This window comes from Kineobactrum sediminis (assembly GCF_002868715.1).
GTDB classification, from domain to species: domain Bacteria; phylum Pseudomonadota; class Gammaproteobacteria; order Pseudomonadales; family Halieaceae; genus Kineobactrum; species Kineobactrum sediminis.
In genome coordinates this window covers 13,594-28,471 of the sequence record NZ_PKLZ01000008.1, presented here as the reverse complement: position 1 = coordinate 28,471, position 14,878 = coordinate 13,594, and the positions used below count along the sequence as shown (strand labels likewise).

The window sequence follows — 14,878 nt, the reverse complement described above, 5'->3', positions numbered from 1 at the left end:
TGACCCAAAAAATGCTCGAAAATACTATAGAAATTAGTTTTAACGTATTGTTTTTTAGTGCGTTATTCAAAAGGAATCCTTCCAGGTTCTGAGGGCGGCAAACACCTCTTCCGGTTTTTCACCCTGCCACTTACCCTGGCTGTGCAGGGTGGCGGCGACCGCCGGCTCCGCGCAGCGCAGGAATGGGTTGGTGGCGCGTTCCTGCGCCAGCTCCGAGGGGACGGTGGGGTCATCAGTGGCGCGTAGCGCAGCCACCTCGCGGGCTCTCTCGGCAAGGGCCTCATTGTCGGGTTCCACGGCCCTGGCGAACCGCAGGTTGGCCTGGGTATATTCGTGGGCACAGTATACCCGGGTACTACCGGGCAGGGCAGCCAGTTTTGCCAGTGAGCCGTGAAGCACCGGCGCGGTACCTTCAAACATGCGACCGCAGCCACCGGCAAACAGCGTATCACCGCAAAACAGCAGCGGTGGCTGCTCGCTATCCCCGGCACAATAGTAGGCGATGTGATCCATGGTATGCCCCGGCACCGCCAGCACACTGAACTCCAGGCCCAGCACCGTCAGGGTGTCACCCTCCGCGAGCCGATGGTCAACGCCCTCAATAGCGGGGTTGTGGGGGCCATAGACTACGGCGGAGGTGTGCTCACGCAACAGCGGCAGGCCTCCTACATGGTCAAAATGGTGGTGGGTCACCAGAATGCCGGCCAGGGTCAACTGACGCTCAGCCAATACCTCGAGTACCGGTTCGGCGTCACCCGGGTCAACCACGAAACAGTGGTTGTTGGCGGTATCAGTGAGCAACCAGATATAGTTGTCGCTGAAGGCGCGAATGGGTTCAATTGTCAGCATGCATAACCTCCCAAAGCTTTAAAAATGCAGTAACATGGGCCCTTGAGCCAACAACAGACAGGCCGGTTTGCCGGCACCTGCCACCAGGGTGATGATGGGCGAGTGTAGCGATATTCTAACGGAACTGGAATCCTGGTATCAGACTGACCAGGGATTAAACCTGCAGGCCAGCCTGCAAAGTGCCCTGGAACCGATTCTGGACACCGCCTTCGGTTACCATCTGGTACAGGTGGGCCACACTCGCCAGCAGCCCCTGTGTAATAATAGCCGTATTCACCATCGGGCCTATATTGCGCCCCAGGGTGGTCAACATATCAGCCTGGTGGCAGAGGCTGCGGAGCTACCGCTGGAGAGCGAGAGTGTGGACGTGGTGGTTGCACACCATTGCCTGGAATTCTCCGCCCAGCCGCACCAGGTATTGCGAGAGCTGCACCGGGTACTCACGCCCCAGGGGCAACTGTTATTGATCGGTTTCAATCCCTACAGCCTGTTAGGCATGGTGCAGCGCCTGCGCGGCCTGGTGGGCAATAGCCTGTGGCAGGAACAACATGCGGTGGGTCGTACCCGCTTGCTGGACTGGCTGCGGTTGCTGGGCTTCGAGCAGGAAAACTGTCATTTCCTGAGCCCGTTACCCGTGGGGGGCTCGGGCAGTGGCGCGCGGCTCGCGGGCCGCCTCAACGCCTGGAGCGAGCGCCACAAGCTGCCCCTGGGCGGCGTATATGTCATGCACGCAGTAAAGCAGGTAGGCGGCAGTGCCCGGCCAGTGCGTCGCGCCCGCAGCAGGCCGCGGTTGATAGGCCTGTCAGTACCCGCGGCCACGCCCCGGCAGGGGGATCATGCGGCGTGAAAGCCGTGCAGATCTTTACCGACGGCGCCTGTCGCGGTAATCCGGGCCCCGGTGGCTGGGGAGCGTTACTGCGTTTTGGCAGCCGCGAGCGCCTGTTGTATGGTGGCGAGCCTGACACCACCAATAACCGGATGGAATTGCGGGCCGCCATCGAGGCACTGCGGGCGCTGAAGGAGCCTTGCCAGGTAGAACTGACTACCGATTCCGCCTATGTGCGCGACGGCATTACCCGCTGGCTCCCCGCCTGGAAGGCGCGGGGCTGGAAAACCGCCGGCCGCGCGCCGGTTAAAAACATCGATTTATGGCAGGCGCTGGAGCAGGAAACCCACCAACACCAGATTAGCTGGCACTGGATCAAGGGCCACAGTGGCCACCGCGAAAACGAGATTGCCGACCAGCTCGCCAATCGTGGCATAGACGAACTCAAGCGAACGCCCGGGAAGGATACATTGTGAGGCTGATCGTACTCGATACCGAAACCACCGGCCTGGAAAGCAGCCAGGGCCACCGCATCATTGAAATCGGCTGCGTGGAGATGGTGAACCGGCGCCTGACCGGCAACCGTTTCCACCGTTATATCAACCCCGAGCGGGAGATTGACCAGGGCGCCATCGAGGTGCACGGCATCACCCGGGAAATGCTGGCAGACAAGCCCGTATTCAAGCAGGTGGCAACGGATTTCCTGGCCTTTGTCAGCGGTGCCGAGCTGGTCATTCACAATGCGCCCTTTGATATGGGCTTTCTCAATGCCGAGCTACGGCGCATGGATGATACCCATCCCGGGCTGGAATCCGTATGCCGGGTAACCGATACCCTGGTGATGGCTCGCGGCAAGCACCCGGGGCAGCGCAACAGCCTGGATGCCCTGTGCCAGCGCTATGGCGTGGACAACTCCCAGCGCGACCTGCATGGGGCGCTGCTGGATGCGGAGATCCTGGCGGATGTCTACCTGGCCATCACCGGCGGCCAGACGACCTTCCAGCTCGCGGACCACGGTCCCGGTGAGGCCGGTGGTCATGGTCGCAGCGAAGGTATCCAGCGGCTGGCTGCGGGCCGTGCACCGCTGCCGGTTATTCGCGCCAGCGCCGATGAGTTGCGCGCCCACGAAGAACAGCTGGAGGCCATTGCCCGCAGTAGCGGCGGCACCGTGTTATGGCGAGAGAGGATAGACGCATGAGTTTCCAGGCAGGCAATATCCCACCTGTATCTGCCGAGGGCGCACTGCACATCGTGTTCCAGCGCGAACAGCTGGTGAGTGATATGCAGTCGCCGGATCCGTTGTTGCCGCGGTCGCAGTTGCAGCAAGCCGGCTGGGACGTACTGCGTGAGCAGTTTCTCGGCTACTGGCAGGGCACTCCCTGTTACGCCGTGGATATCGACAGTGGCATTGAACTGGACCCGCTGCGGTTTCACCGCGGCAACCTCTACCAGATGCTGGGGCGCATGGACGACAGCCTGTTCGCCCTGGCCGGGCGGGCCCTGCAGCTGCTGGCCTGGGAGCGCGACCACCAGTTTTGCGGGCGTTGCGGCGCTCCCATGGCGGTGGACATCACCGAGCGCGCCATGCGCTGTGCACCCTGCAGAACCGTTAATTACCCGCGCATCAATCCCTGTGTCATCACCCTGGTGCACCGGGGAGAAGAGCTGCTGCTGGCCCGCAACGTCAACTTTCCCGGACGCCTGTACAGTACACTGGCGGGGTTTATTGAAGCCGGGGAAAGTGCCGAGCAAACCCTGCACCGTGAAGTGCTGGAGGAAGTCGGCGTGACGATAGGGCAGCTGCGCTATTTTGGCTCCCAGTCCTGGCCGTTTCCCAGCCAGCTGATGCTGGGCTATTTCGCCGAATACGAAGCCGGTGAGATCGTCTGCGAACCCGGCGAGATTGCGCACGCCGACTGGTTTCACTACCGTGACCTACCACAAATACCGCCCGCCACCTCCATAGCCGGGCAGCTTATCCGCCACTATATTGGCAACCTCACAGGGGAGTAGACTCTTGGAATACCTTTTCGATTACGGACTTTTTCTGGCCCAGACCATTACCTTTGTGGTGGCCGTGCTCTTGCTAATGAGCGGCATCGTCGCCATCAGCCAGCGCAGGAAAGCCGAGCAGGAAGGCCACATTGAAGTGCACAAGGTCAACGACAAATACAAAGACATCAGCGACACCCTGAACGAGGCGGTAACCGACCAGCAGGGGCGCAAGGCCCTGCTAAAGGCCCGTAACAAGTCCGACAAGGCGACCGCCAAGGCGGCAAAGAAGCAGCGCAAGAAGGGAGAAGACGCTGTAGAAAGCACCCGTAAGCGATTGTATGTACTGGACTTTGATGGAGACATGAGAGCCAGCGCCACCGACCAGTTACGCGAAGAAGTGTCCGCGGTCCTGCCGCACATACGCGATGGTGACGAGATCCTGCTGCGACTGGAAAGCCCCGGCGGCCTGGTACACGGCTACGGCCTGGCCGCAAGCCAGCTCAAGCGCATCACCGATGCCGGCGCGCCACTCACCATCGCGGTGGATAAAGTGGCCGCCAGTGGCGGCTACATGATGGCCTGTGTTGCCCCGCACATCATCGCCGCGCCCTTTGCGGTACTGGGCTCCATCGGCGTACTGGCGCAACTGCCCAATTTCCATCGCCTGCTTAAAAAGCACGATATCGATTTTGAACTGTTAACCGCCGGCGAGTACAAGCGCACCCTCACCCTGTTCGGTGAAAACACCGACAAGGGCCGGGAGAAGTTCATGGAAGACCTGGAAATCACCCATAAGCTGTTCAAGGCTTTCGTGGCCGAGAACCGCCCCACCCTGGATATCGATAAAGTGGCCACCGGCGAGATCTGGTACGGCAGTGACGCATTGAAGATGGGGCTGATTGACGCCCTGCAAACCAGCGACGCCTTCGTCCAGGAACAGCTAAAGAACAAGGACGTATTCGAAGTGCGCTACGCCAAAAAGAAACACTGGCAGGAAAAACTGGGCCTCGCCGCCAGTGGCGCCGTCGAGCGCAGTGTCCTCAAGTTGTGGCAGCATAATAGCGGGCCGCATAGCTGAAAGGTGGGGTCAGGTAGCACTTGGTGGTGAGGCTTGAAGGGCTGGGGTCAGGTCTCGCATGGTAGCATTTGGCGGTGAAATTTAAAGGCTGGGGTCAGGTCTCGCATTGTTGCATGTGCCCCGACGGGCGCATGCAACAATGCGAGACCTGACCCCAGCTCCCACCCCCCCACACCCAAATGCTACCATGCGAGACCTGACCCCAGCTCCCACCCCACCACAACCAAATGCTACCATGCGAGACCTGACGCCAGCCTCACCCTCACCCCGAACACTCCCGCACCCAGTCATCGATGCGGGTGGCTTGGCGCCAGTAGCCGGCGAGGGGATTACTGGTATTGGCCGCAGGCACGGCGACGCTGGCGGTATTCCTCGCCTGAAGCGCATCCAGCGCGCTGATACCGAAATGCTTCTTAAACTGGCGAGCAAAGGTGCCCACCGTACTGAATCCCCAGGTAGTTGCTAAAGCGTCCAGTAAACCCTGGTGGCCGCGTTGCATGCGGGACAGTTCATGCAGGCATTGCTGCAGCCGTTGTTTCTGGATATAGGCCGCCACCCCACCGTCGGGCTGGAACAGGCGGTATAGCGTGGCCCGGGAGCAGTGAAAGATGGCGACCAGCCGCTCCGGTCCCAGGCCACGCTCCTGCAAATGTTGATTGAGATACTGCTTCATCAGGTTCAGCCGGCTGTCGTCCGTGTACTGGTGACGCAACAACTCACGGTCATTGAGCAGCAGGCCATCAAGGAGGCCGATAAAGCCGGCGGCCAGCACTCGTGCCTGCTCCGCGGTGGCCTGTTCAAGCTGGGCTCTCATGGTGAACAGGGCGGATTTCAGCAACAGGTATTCGGTTGAGTCCGCGCACCAGACGGTTACCGGTGCCCTGGTGTTCATCAGGGAGCTGCTGCGCAGCAGATCCCTGGGCACCATTACGGACAGCATCTCACAGGCGCTGGTGGCCGTCGTAAAAGGCTGCAACCAGTCTTGTACCGTGATGTTACCTACCCGGGCATGAAAATGATGGCGGTCATCAATCACACTGTTATGGCTGCCCTGCAACAACAGCTTGAGCATGACACAGCCTTTTCGGCCGGGTCGGGTGTGCTGCGGGGTGCGGCGATATTGAGTAGGGGAGGTGTGCGCATGCATGAACACCAGGTCACCCGCATGCCAGGTAGAGGTGGTGCCGAGAAATCGCCACTGTTCTTCCAGTGGCTCTACGCGGGTGCCAAAGCCGCAGGCCTGACGCCACAGCTGCAGGTGGTATTGCCGCGGTATTTCGCCCGGAACAAAGTGGGTTGCGGCCACCGGTTCGGGTTTTATTGGGGTGACTGAATCAGGACTCACAGGGGACCTTAGCGGGGAAACACTACCGCGTGACGGATTATTGACGCCTGCTACGTTAACAACTTCAACAGGGGTTGAAAAACTTGCCAAGTTTCCAATTTCTCCCCAACCGTAGTAGTGTACCGGCCCCGTCGATTCAGCTATCTGCGGCTGGAAAACTGCCCCTTGATACGTGTGCCATCCCTCTATTCAAACCAATGCCGCGTCCGGTTAGCGAAAGCCACCAGCGATAACATCACCGGCACTTCCACCAATACGCCCACGACCGTCGCCAGCGCCGCGCCGGAATTGAGACCAAACAGTGAAATCGCCACGGCCACGGCCAGTTCGAAAAAATTCGAGGTGCCGATCAGGCAGGCCGGCGCGGCGATGTCGTGCGTCAGCCGTAGCCGTCGCGCCGCGAAATAAGCGATAAAGAAAATCCCATAACTCTGGATGGTCAGCGGGATCGCAATCAGGAAGATATGAAGCGGTTGCTGTAAAATGACTTCGGCCTGAAAGCCGAACAGGAGCACCACCATGGCCAGCAGGCCGGACACGGATGCCGGTTTCAGACGATGCACCAGGCGCTGGACTCCAGCCTCGCCAGAGCGCGACAGCAGGTACCGGCGGGTGAGTACCCCAGCGACCAGCGGTAGTACCACGTAGAGCAGCACGGACAATAACAGGGTTTCCCACGGCACCTGAATGTCAGTCATGCCCAGCAAGAAGCCGGCCAGGGGTGCGAAGGCAAAGATCATGATCAGATCGTTCACCGACACCTGGATCAGGGTGTAATTGGGGTTGCCACGGGCGAGCTGGCTCCATACGAACACCATTGCCGTGCAGGGGGCAACACCGAGCAAAATCATGCCGGCGATGTATTCGGTGGCCGTGGTCGGTTCTACAAACCCCGCGAAGAATACCCGGAAAAACAACCAGCCCAGCGCCGCCATAGTGAAAGGCTTGATCAACCAGTTAACCACAAGGGTGAGCGCCAGGCCCCGGGGACGCTGGCCAACGGCCTTGATGGAAGCCAGGTCGATCTGGAGCATCATCGGGTAGATCATGACCCAGATAAAAACCGCCACAACCAGGTTAACGTGAGCGTATTCGAGCTCGGCTATGGCTGCGAAAGCCTCCGGCGAGGCAATCCCAAGCCAGACACCCAAGCCGATGCAGAGCGCAATCCACAGGCTCAGGAGCCTTTCAAACGTACCGAGGGGTGATTCCATTCATCTGCTCCGGTTGTTAGGTACAGTGTTATAGCCGTGAGCACCATTTTTTGCGGAAGGTTACTGCCATGCACCGCGATGCCGCGCTTACATCGGAGGGTCGGGCAATAATAGAAGAGCGATAATTGCGCCCGCCAAGGCGCTACCGGCCAAACAGCTCGTCAAGGGTTTGAGCCGCCAGAATGTCATCAGCCCAGATGTCCAGCTGCTCCGCGGAAGCGGCCTCCAGCTTTTCAGCAGCCCAGGCAGGCAGTTCACCGAAACGGCGGACCAGTTGGCGCTGGAGCACCCGGCGCTCGCCTTCCAGACGCCCTTCCTGCCGCTCTATCTTTGCCCAATGTTCCAGATTTTCCGCTAACATGTCCCGTTCCTCCACCAAGCTATTCAACTTCTCCAGATCGATATGCGCACCGAGCTGCTGCAAATGTCGCTTGAGCCAGCGGGTGACGATTGCATCGGTGCGCTCTTTCTGGGGATCAGCGCGGATGATGGTGACGACCCGATCCACGGCCCGCTGCAGCGATTGCCGGTTTCGCGAGGCTTTTTCGATGCCAAACACCCCGCTCAAGGGCGTGCGCCGTGTGGCCAGCTCCTGGTCAGTATAACGCGCTTCATCGACCAGGTAATAGCGCAGGTGTGGCTGGTAGGCCTGCAGAAAGACTGGCGGCTCTGGCCGAATCATGTGGTAAATATCGTGACAGGCAGTCCAGCGGCGAGCGCCGTTGTAAAGCACAATCGGCAGCCCCTTCGACGGTGTGGTAACGCCGGACTTGAACAGATGATCGTAGAAGCACGCACATAGTGCAGCAGGCGGATGGGGATGCGCCGGTCCACCGAGGACTGAAACTCGAGCAGGATGTAGAGGTAGACCGTTGAGCTAACGCCCTGCGAGTGGATAGCGACTGACCAGACCACGTCCTCGAATTTTTCTTCGAACAGTGGCGTGATGTAGTTGCCGGAGTGGATCTGCAGCGTCGTGAAGTCCATCAACCCTGCAATTTCCGCCGGGGCGAAGCCCTCGATCAGTTGCTGGACGAACTCCGGGTGGCTGAACAGTTCCTTGTAGCCGGTGTCGTGATGCTGGCTGGCCATGGCGTCCCTGCCTGCGACCAATTATCTGGGCGCTTTAAGTCTGGCTCGGGGCAGGGCGGTCTGCAAGCGAATGGACGAATCTGACTATCCGGGATATTGAGGTGCCGAGGCTCTAAAGCTTGAAAAGCTCATCCAAGCTACCGGCCGCCAGAATGTCATCAGCCCAGATGTCCAGCTGTTCCGCGGATGCCGCCTCCAGTTTTTGAATAGCCCAGGCAGGCAGTTCACCGAAGCGGCGGACCAGTTGGCGCTGAAGGACCCTGCGTTCACCTTGCTCCAGGCCCTGCTCCAACCCTTGCTCCAAACCCAGTTCCAGCCCTTCCTCCCGCGCCGCCCGAATCGATGAGTTCCAGTCCCGCAACCCGCGCTCGCGCACAAACGCCAGGCGCTGGGCTTCCTCATCGGCGCTGAGTTCCAAAATTCGGCCCATCGCTTTCTTGACGGGTTCATGCGTGATATCGGTCATGATGCTGTCCTCCTGCCAATGCTCGAAAAAGCGGATCCAGTCGCCGGTTTGGGTGGGCAACTGCCCCAGCCGATCCGCCTTCTTCAGCTCGATCACCGTCAATTGTAGCGCGGTTCCCAGCAGTACGTCAGGTTGTATCGCGTCGCGCATTTCAAACCGCCACAGGGCCTGGTTGCGCTGGGATGCGTTGGCTGTAAACAGCTCAAAATCCAGCAAATGAATGCCAATCGCACTGGCCACCGCCTGATAGACCTCACCCGCGCTCAGCTGCTGGGACAGCAGTCGCGCCAGATAAAACAGGCTCCGGGCACCCCAATCCAGCTGCCGCCGGACCTGCATCTCGATATTGTATTCGTGGCCGTCCACACACCGGGCCCGCACATCCAGCACAATGCCCTTTCCGGTAAGTTCCGAGGCCTCGATAGTGGGGTTGACGATATCCACTGAAGTCACCCGCGGCAGGTCCGGGCGCAGGTCATTGATCAGTGCGACCGTTAGATCCGGGTCGCCGGCAAACAGGCGCTTAAATACGTAATCGTTTTTTGGGTCCAGCAGTGCGACCATCGCGCCCTCCGTGGCGGTGGTGTCAGGCTTCCTTACCTGGAGACCTCACTGTGGAGCAGGGCAGGGCGCCGGGCAAGCCAATGGCTGGATCTGACGAAATAGCCGCAGGCGCCAATGGTCCAAGCACCCGGTGACCGCACCCGAGGTTAAACAAAACGTTACCGCCCAAACACCTCGTCAAGTGTTTTGGCCGCCAGAATCTCATCAGCCCAGGTATCCAGCTGCTCCGCGGAAGCGGCCTCCAGCTTTTCAGCAGCCCAGACAGGCAGTTCACCGAAGCGGCGGACCAGTTGGCGCTGAAGAACCCTGCGCTCGCCCTGCTCCAACCCTTGCTCCAAACCCTGTTCCAGTCCTTGTTCCAGCCCTTCCTCCCGCGCCGCCCGAATCGATGAATTCCAGTCCCGCAACCCGCGCTCGCGCACAAACGCCAGGCGCTGGGCTTCCTCATCAGCGCTGAGTTCCAGAATGCGGCCCATCGCTTTCTTGACGGGTTCATGCGTGATGTCGGTCATGATGCTGTCCTCCTGCCAGTGCTCGAAAAAGCGGACCCAGTCGCCCGTTTGGGTGGGTAACTGCCCCAGCCGATCCGCCTTCTTCAGCTCGATCACCGTCAATTGTAGCGCGGTTCCCAGCAGTGCAACCATCGCGCCCTCCGTGGCGGTTGTATCAGGTTTTCTGACCTTCAAACCTCACTGTCGAACAAGGCAGGGCGCCGAGCAAGCCGCTGCCCGCATCGGATGATTATTGCCGCACCTCGACTCGCCGCGCCACCAGCCACGCTCCTGACCGCACCCCCAACCAGATTCCCAGCACCGCCCCGACCATATCCGCCACAACATCCCACACATCGCCCGAGCGTCCCGGTATAGCCAACTGTGCCAGCTCTGTGCACACGGCCATTACCGTCAGCCCCATAAAAGCCAGCACAAAGCGTGAAACCGTAGCACCCTGCAGCCACCCCCACACCAGCAGCACACCGCACAGGGCAAACAAACTGGCGTGGCCGAGCTTGTCCATGGGAAGCTCAAGTCCCGGCACATCCGGCGCAGACGCAGGAAACCATCCTCTTGCCAGATCAACCAACACTTCCACCGCAGGGCCCGGCAATAACAGCAGCACAAGCGTACCGACCAGGGCGAAGAGGGCGAACGCCTGGGAGTGACCGGCATGCAAAACAGTAACCCGCTTATCGACCACTAGTGCGCTCGAGCCTGGCGCCACACCAGCAGGCGGTTATTGGCGGGCATGGGGTGGTCGGCTTCCAGCGCGATGCCGACTTCCTGTGCCAGGTGAATGAGGTCATCCCTATCGCGGATGCCCATGTGCGCCGCCTGTGCGCGCAGGTGAGCGTCAAATGCCTGGTTACTCTCGCTGGTGAACCGGCCCCCATAGTTAAATGGGCCGTACAGGCAAAAGGGCGCACCCGCAGTGAGCACGCGTGCCAGCCCGCGGAACATGGCCTGCACCTCTGGCCAGGCCATAATGTGCGCGGTATTGGCGGAAAAAGCAGCGTTGGCTTCGGCTAGTGGCCATTTGGCCGCACCCACATCCAATCCCAAGGGGGGCGCAATATTGGGTAGTGCGGCCTCCTGCAGGCGCTGTTCACACTGCCACAGGTTATCCGGGTGGTCACTGGGCTGCCACAGCAGGTGGGGCAGGGCGGTGGCAAAATATTCCGCGTGCTGGCCGGTACCGGTGCCGATCTCCAGGACTGTGGCGGGGGCGGTGAAGATGTTCCGCAGGTGCTCGAGGATGGGTTGCTTGTTGTTTTCGCGGGCCCGGGAGAAGGGGGGTGGGGTGGTCATGGGGTGCTCCGCGGTAACTTAAATTTGATAGTGATGAATTAAACACCCATTTGATAAACGTTTTTGGCCCATCGGGGTTTATTCAGGGCGTTCCTCTCAATCGAGGCATGATACGATATCGTGATGGGTTTATCTTAACAAATGGTGATTGCGCAACTGGCGGTATTCAAAATAGAAACAGGATTTTGTGGCATACAGGTACAGCTCAATCGCGACAACCCGTAGGCCGTTAACTCCTTACCTGTGCGGGGCAGCTAACGCTACTTTTCGGAAGAAATTGCCTTGCAAGGCCCATTAACCCCGTATAACCTGTTCACGCTCTGAACAATCCGATCCACCCAGCGGGTAGCATTCTCATGCATTCCCTGCGGTAGCCTGCCCGAACCCCCGGTTTTTGTCACAAAATTGCCCCCCATGTCAGACACCGAACAGCACCTCAAGGTACTGCGCCTGCTGCAGGAAAACCCTGACATCACCCAACGGCAGATGGCCCAGCACCTGGGTATCAGCCTGGGTGGGTTGAACTATTGCCTTAAGGCCCTGGTGCAGAAGGGGTGGGTGAAGATGGAAAATTTCAGTCGGAACTCAAACAAGCTGAAATATACTTATCTACTCACCCCGCGTGGCGTTAAGGCGAAGACAGTGCTCACCGCCCGGTTCCTGAAGCGCAAGCTTTTAGAGTATGAGGCATTGAAGGTGGAAATCGAAGTGTTGCGTACGGAGACGTCTAAGCGGACGTAAGTACCGTGCCATATTTAATCAAACTTGAACGATACCGGATGCACGCCAAGACAAAGTCAGGTGTTCGCACACATTCCACGCAAATGAGAAATCACAGGTAGGAAAGCGTACCAACCCTGCGCCAGTCTATACGCTTCCCGTCCGAGGTGCTGGGCACTCCCGTCGATCTGTTGCAGGGAAAACGCTATCGTTTCCCTTCTTCAAGAAAGTGCATAATGATCCCGTTGGAGCTGAATTGCCCTCACTGAGAAACACCAGCCGAAAAACATTGCGATCACAACTCTCGACGTTGTTGAGATGCATTTGGTCGGTGCCCGTGCTTTGCGGACGAACGGAGATTAAATCTCAGACTAATGGGCCTTGAAGGAAAAATTTGACCAAATATTCACGCGAAAACCAGAAAGGCAGAGCTAGCTATTGTTTTCCAAATTAAAAGGCAATACGTTTTTGGCAGGCTCGGCTGTATACTTGGCTTCCAATATTCTGAATGCAGCCATACCTTTCGCGCTACTTCCAGTATTGACACGTTATCTTAGCCCGGAGGAGTACGGTCAAGTTGCCATGTTCCAAACTTTGCTTGGGGCCTTAACTGCGTTCATCGGGCTGAGTCTTCATGGCGCTGCCGGCCGGAAGTTTTATGATGGAAACTTGGCGGCAAATGACTTAAAAGAATTTATCGGCTCTTGCTTGCAAATCCTGCTTGTAACGACGTTGATTATGCTCAGTATTCTGTTTGTGTTCAGTGGTGAATTTGGGCAATGGCTAGGTCTTGACACTAAATGGGTGCTTTTAGCCGGCCTGACAACAGCAGCAACCATAATCGCTCAGATTCGGCTGGGGCAGTGGCAAGTCAGAAAAAAGGCCAAATCCTATGGAGCGCTGCAGATTTCCAAGAGTCTCCTTAACGTTGGTCTGTCACTTCTTCTGGTTGTTGTGTTCTTGCAAGGATCAGACGGTCGTATTCTCGCGCAGATTGTGGCGGCGGGGAGTTTTGGACTTTTAGCGTTGTGGCTATTGAAAAGAGATGATCTACTCAAATTTTTTGTGTGGCGGGCTGACTATATTCGAGAAGCGCTTAGGTTCGGTGTTCCACTCATCCCGCATGTGGGAGGTGTATTCCTGTTAACCACCGTAGACCGTTTCGTGATCAGCGCTGAACTAGGTTTGGCTGAAGCAGGTATTTACATGGTTGCGGTGCAGTTCGGGATGGCTATATCGTTAGTATTTGACGCTATCAATAAAGCTTACGTACCGTGGCTTTTTGAGCGACTAAAGCGAGATGATGAAGCTGAAAAGCGACAGATTGTTCGTTATACCTATGCTTGGTTTTGTTTTATCCTTTTGGGGGCAGGTGTTGGATTCCTCGTTGGGCCCTGGTTGATATTATTTGTTGCCGGAGCAGATTACGCCAGAGCTGGCGACGTCATTGGATGGCTCATATTGGGGCACGTCTTTAGTGGCATGTATTTAATGGTTACAAATTACATTTTTTTCTCAAAGCGAACGGGCCTCCTGTCTGTAGCAAGCGTGCTTGCGGGTTTGGTTAATTTTTTCCTGCTGCTTGTCTTAGTTCGTCACCTCGGCCTTGAGGGCGCGGCATACGCCTTTTGCTTCTCAATGGCACTCCGTTTTTTACTTTCATGGTATGTCGCTCAGAAACGACACTCCATGCCTTGGTTTGCATTGAGGAATTAACTTTTGGAATGAAGTATGAATTCAATTCTAAGTCTGATAGACAGAGACAAAGAGCTCTTCTCCACCGACATCCAAAACCATGAAGCCGAACTCTCCGAAATTGTTGGCGCTTCTCGATTCCTAATCCTCGGCGGTGCCGGCTCGATAGGCCAGGCTGTCACCAAAGAAATCTTCAAACGTGCCCCTACAAGGCTCCACGTTGTCGATATTAGTGAAAACAATTTGGTGGAGCTGGTTCGCGACATTCGAAGTAGTTTTGGTTATATCCCGGGTGATTTCCGTACTTTCGCGCTAGATATTGGTTCCATTGAGTACGATGCGTTTTTCAAGGCCGATGGCGGTTACGACTACGTTCTTAATCTGTCAGCGCTTAAGCATGTGCGCAGTGAGGAAGATCCTTTTACGCTCATGCGTATGGTCGACGTCAATGTGTTTAACACAGACAAAACTGTGCGGCAGGCAAGTGAGGCAGGCGTGACCAAGTATTTCTGTGTGTCCACGGATAAGGCGGCGAATCCAGTGAATATGATGGGTGCGTCGAAGCGCATCATGGAAATGTTCCTGATGCGCCGTAGCCAGGGTATGAAAATTTCCACTGCGCGGTTCGCCAACGTGGCGTTTTCGGATGGCTCATTGCTTCATGGCTTTAACCAACGCCTCGAAAAACGGCAACCCATCGTTGCCCCCATGGATGTCCGGCGTTACTTTGTTACGCCAAAAGAATCTGGCGAGCTTTGCCTGATGTCCTGCATTTTTGGTGATAACAGGGATATTTTTTTCCCGAAGCTGAGCGAAGTGCTTCACCTGGTCTCTTTTGCTGATATCGCCGTGAAGTACCTCAGACAGAAGGGGCTGGAGCCGGTACTGTGCCGTGATGAGGATGAGGCTAGAGAGTTGGCAAAGACCCTTCCGGAGCAAGGGAAGTGGCCGTGCCTGTTTAGCAATAGTGATACCACTGGAGAAAAGGATTTCGAAGAGTTCTACACAGATCAAGAAGTGCTGGACATGGAACGTTTTGACAACATGGGGATCATTAAGAATGAAGCTATATTTGATGAGGAGCTGCTGAGTGAATTCGAGGAGCGCATAGCGTCGATGAAACATAAGCTAGCCTGGAGAAAAGAAGATATCGTGCAACTATTTTTTCGCCTAATTCCGGATTTCGGCCATAAAGAAACCGGCAAATACCTCGACAGTAAGATGTGAGG

Annotated in this window: 17 protein-coding genes; 8 read left to right on the top strand and 9 right to left on the bottom strand. The window is 57.3% G+C overall.

All coding sequences use genetic code 11. The features are described 5' to 3' along the window. Positions 1 to 66: 66 nt before the first annotated feature. On the bottom strand, positions 67 to 849 hold the full coding sequence (gloB, locus tag CWI75_RS09915) for a hydroxyacylglutathione hydrolase (protein ID WP_101521357.1): 783 nt from the start codon (positions 847 to 849) through the stop codon (positions 67 to 69). 67 nt (positions 850 to 916) lie between these two features. Here gloB and CWI75_RS09910 point away from each other — a divergent pair, with 67 nt between their 5' ends. The 5 genes from CWI75_RS09910 to sohB are packed head-to-tail and all read left to right on the top strand — an operon-like array spanning position 917 to position 4,748. Further along, complete coding sequence (locus CWI75_RS09910; RefSeq protein WP_146003577.1) at positions 917 to 1,696, top strand: class I SAM-dependent methyltransferase; 780 nt, start codon at positions 917 to 919, stop codon at positions 1,694 to 1,696. Then, a complete protein-coding gene (gene rnhA / locus CWI75_RS09905; protein WP_101521355.1) occupies positions 1,693 to 2,151 on the top strand; it encodes a ribonuclease HI in 459 nt (152 codons plus the stop codon). The genes CWI75_RS09910 and rnhA overlap by 4 nt, the downstream gene beginning before the upstream one ends. Beyond that, entirely contained in the window at positions 2,148 to 2,873 is a 726-nt protein-coding gene (gene dnaQ / locus CWI75_RS09900) for a DNA polymerase III subunit epsilon (RefSeq protein WP_101521354.1), read from the top strand. The genes rnhA and dnaQ overlap by 4 nt, the downstream gene beginning before the upstream one ends. Further along, positions 2,870 to 3,688, top strand: a complete 819-nt coding sequence (nudC, locus tag CWI75_RS09895) for an NAD(+) diphosphatase (RefSeq protein WP_101521353.1) — start codon at positions 2,870 to 2,872, stop codon at positions 3,686 to 3,688. The genes dnaQ and nudC overlap by 4 nt, the downstream gene beginning before the upstream one ends. Before the next feature lie 4 nt (positions 3,689 to 3,692). Next, on the top strand, positions 3,693 to 4,748 hold the full coding sequence (sohB, locus tag CWI75_RS09890) for a protease SohB (RefSeq protein WP_101521352.1): 1,056 nt from the start codon (positions 3,693 to 3,695) through the stop codon (positions 4,746 to 4,748). A 262-nt stretch (positions 4,749 to 5,010) separates the two neighbouring features. Here the strand turns inward: sohB and CWI75_RS09885 are convergent, their stop codons facing one another. The 8 genes from CWI75_RS09885 to CWI75_RS09855 all read right to left on the bottom strand — a co-directional run bounded on the left by CWI75_RS09885 (position 5,011) and on the right by CWI75_RS09855 (position 11,234). After that, positions 5,011 to 6,093 carry a helix-turn-helix domain-containing protein gene (locus tag CWI75_RS09885; RefSeq protein ID WP_146003576.1) on the bottom strand — a complete coding sequence of 361 codons (1,083 nt, stop codon included), beginning with the start codon at positions 6,091 to 6,093 and terminating at the stop codon, positions 5,011 to 5,013. 185 nt (positions 6,094 to 6,278) lie between these two features. Further along, positions 6,279 to 7,307 (bottom strand): ACR3 family arsenite efflux transporter, encoded by a 1,029-nt coding sequence (gene arsB / locus CWI75_RS09880; RefSeq protein ID WP_101521350.1) that lies wholly within the window; start codon positions 7,305 to 7,307, stop codon positions 6,279 to 6,281. A gap of 142 nt (positions 7,308 to 7,449) precedes the next feature. Continuing rightward, positions 7,450 to 7,989 carry a DUF4351 domain-containing protein gene (locus tag CWI75_RS18820; protein WP_277621764.1) on the bottom strand — a complete coding sequence of 180 codons (540 nt, stop codon included), beginning with the start codon at positions 7,987 to 7,989 and terminating at the stop codon, positions 7,450 to 7,452. Further along, on the bottom strand, positions 7,986 to 8,399 hold the full coding sequence (locus CWI75_RS18535; protein ID WP_206604695.1) for an Rpn family recombination-promoting nuclease/putative transposase: 414 nt from the start codon (positions 8,397 to 8,399) through the stop codon (positions 7,986 to 7,988). Before CWI75_RS18535 ends, CWI75_RS18820 begins: the two co-directional genes overlap by 4 nt. A gap of 112 nt (positions 8,400 to 8,511) precedes the next feature. Beyond that, positions 8,512 to 9,429 (bottom strand): Rpn family recombination-promoting nuclease/putative transposase, encoded by a 918-nt coding sequence (locus CWI75_RS09870; protein WP_101521349.1) that lies wholly within the window; start codon positions 9,427 to 9,429, stop codon positions 8,512 to 8,514. A 158-nt stretch (positions 9,430 to 9,587) separates the two neighbouring features. Beyond that, entirely contained in the window at positions 9,588 to 10,073 is a 486-nt protein-coding gene (locus tag CWI75_RS09865) for a DUF4351 domain-containing protein (RefSeq protein WP_101521348.1), read from the bottom strand. A gap of 97 nt (positions 10,074 to 10,170) precedes the next feature. After that, positions 10,171 to 10,626, bottom strand: coding sequence for a VanZ family protein (locus tag CWI75_RS09860; protein WP_101521347.1), 456 nt, complete (start codon positions 10,624 to 10,626; stop codon positions 10,171 to 10,173). Next, positions 10,626 to 11,234 (bottom strand): DUF938 domain-containing protein, encoded by a 609-nt coding sequence (locus CWI75_RS09855; protein ID WP_101521346.1) that lies wholly within the window; start codon positions 11,232 to 11,234, stop codon positions 10,626 to 10,628. The genes CWI75_RS09860 and CWI75_RS09855 overlap by 1 nt, the downstream gene beginning before the upstream one ends. 414 nt (positions 11,235 to 11,648) lie before the next feature. Here CWI75_RS09855 and CWI75_RS09850 point away from each other — a divergent pair, with 414 nt between their 5' ends. The 3 genes from CWI75_RS09850 (at position 11,649) to CWI75_RS09840 (ending at position 14,876) form a co-directional block, all read left to right on the top strand. Further along, complete coding sequence (locus tag CWI75_RS09850; RefSeq protein ID WP_101521345.1) at positions 11,649 to 11,975, top strand: MarR family EPS-associated transcriptional regulator; 327 nt, start codon at positions 11,649 to 11,651, stop codon at positions 11,973 to 11,975. A gap of 417 nt (positions 11,976 to 12,392) precedes the next feature. Next, entirely contained in the window at positions 12,393 to 13,670 is a 1,278-nt protein-coding gene (locus tag CWI75_RS09845) for a lipopolysaccharide biosynthesis protein (RefSeq protein WP_101521344.1), read from the top strand. Positions 13,671 to 13,685: 15 nt separating this feature from the next. Then, complete coding sequence (locus CWI75_RS09840) at positions 13,686 to 14,876, top strand: UDP-N-acetylglucosamine 4,6-dehydratase (RefSeq protein WP_101521343.1); 1,191 nt, start codon at positions 13,686 to 13,688, stop codon at positions 14,874 to 14,876. Positions 14,877 to 14,878 lie beyond the last annotated feature (2 nt).

Excerpts from the sequence above, each read along its gene's own strand:
- nudC (WP_101521353.1), top strand. The coding sequence starts at position 2,870 with ATGAGTTTCCAGGCAGGCAATATCCCACCTGTATCTGCCGAGGGCGCA.
- CWI75_RS09840 (WP_101521343.1), top strand. The coding sequence starts at position 13,686 with ATGAATTCAATTCTAAGTCTGATAGACAGAGACAAAGAGCTCTTCTCC.
- CWI75_RS18535 (WP_206604695.1), bottom strand. The coding sequence starts at position 8,399 with ATGGCCAGCCAGCATCACGACACCGGCTACAAGGAACTGTTCAGCCAC.
- CWI75_RS09850 (WP_101521345.1), top strand. The coding sequence starts at position 11,649 with ATGTCAGACACCGAACAGCACCTCAAGGTACTGCGCCTGCTGCAGGAA.
- arsB (WP_101521350.1), bottom strand. The coding sequence starts at position 7,307 with ATGGAATCACCCCTCGGTACGTTTGAAAGGCTCCTGAGCCTGTGGATT.
- CWI75_RS09855 (WP_101521346.1), bottom strand. The coding sequence starts at position 11,234 with ATGACCACCCCACCCCCCTTCTCCCGGGCCCGCGAAAACAACAAGCAA.
- CWI75_RS09865 (WP_101521348.1), bottom strand. The coding sequence starts at position 10,073 with ATGGTTGCACTGCTGGGAACCGCGCTACAATTGACGGTGATCGAGCTG.
- CWI75_RS18820 (WP_277621764.1), bottom strand. The coding sequence starts at position 7,989 with ATGATTCGGCCAGAGCCGCCAGTCTTTCTGCAGGCCTACCAGCCACAC.
- CWI75_RS09870 (WP_101521349.1), bottom strand. The coding sequence starts at position 9,429 with ATGGTCGCACTGCTGGACCCAAAAAACGATTACGTATTTAAGCGCCTG.
- gloB (WP_101521357.1), bottom strand. The coding sequence starts at position 849 with ATGCTGACAATTGAACCCATTCGCGCCTTCAGCGACAACTATATCTGG.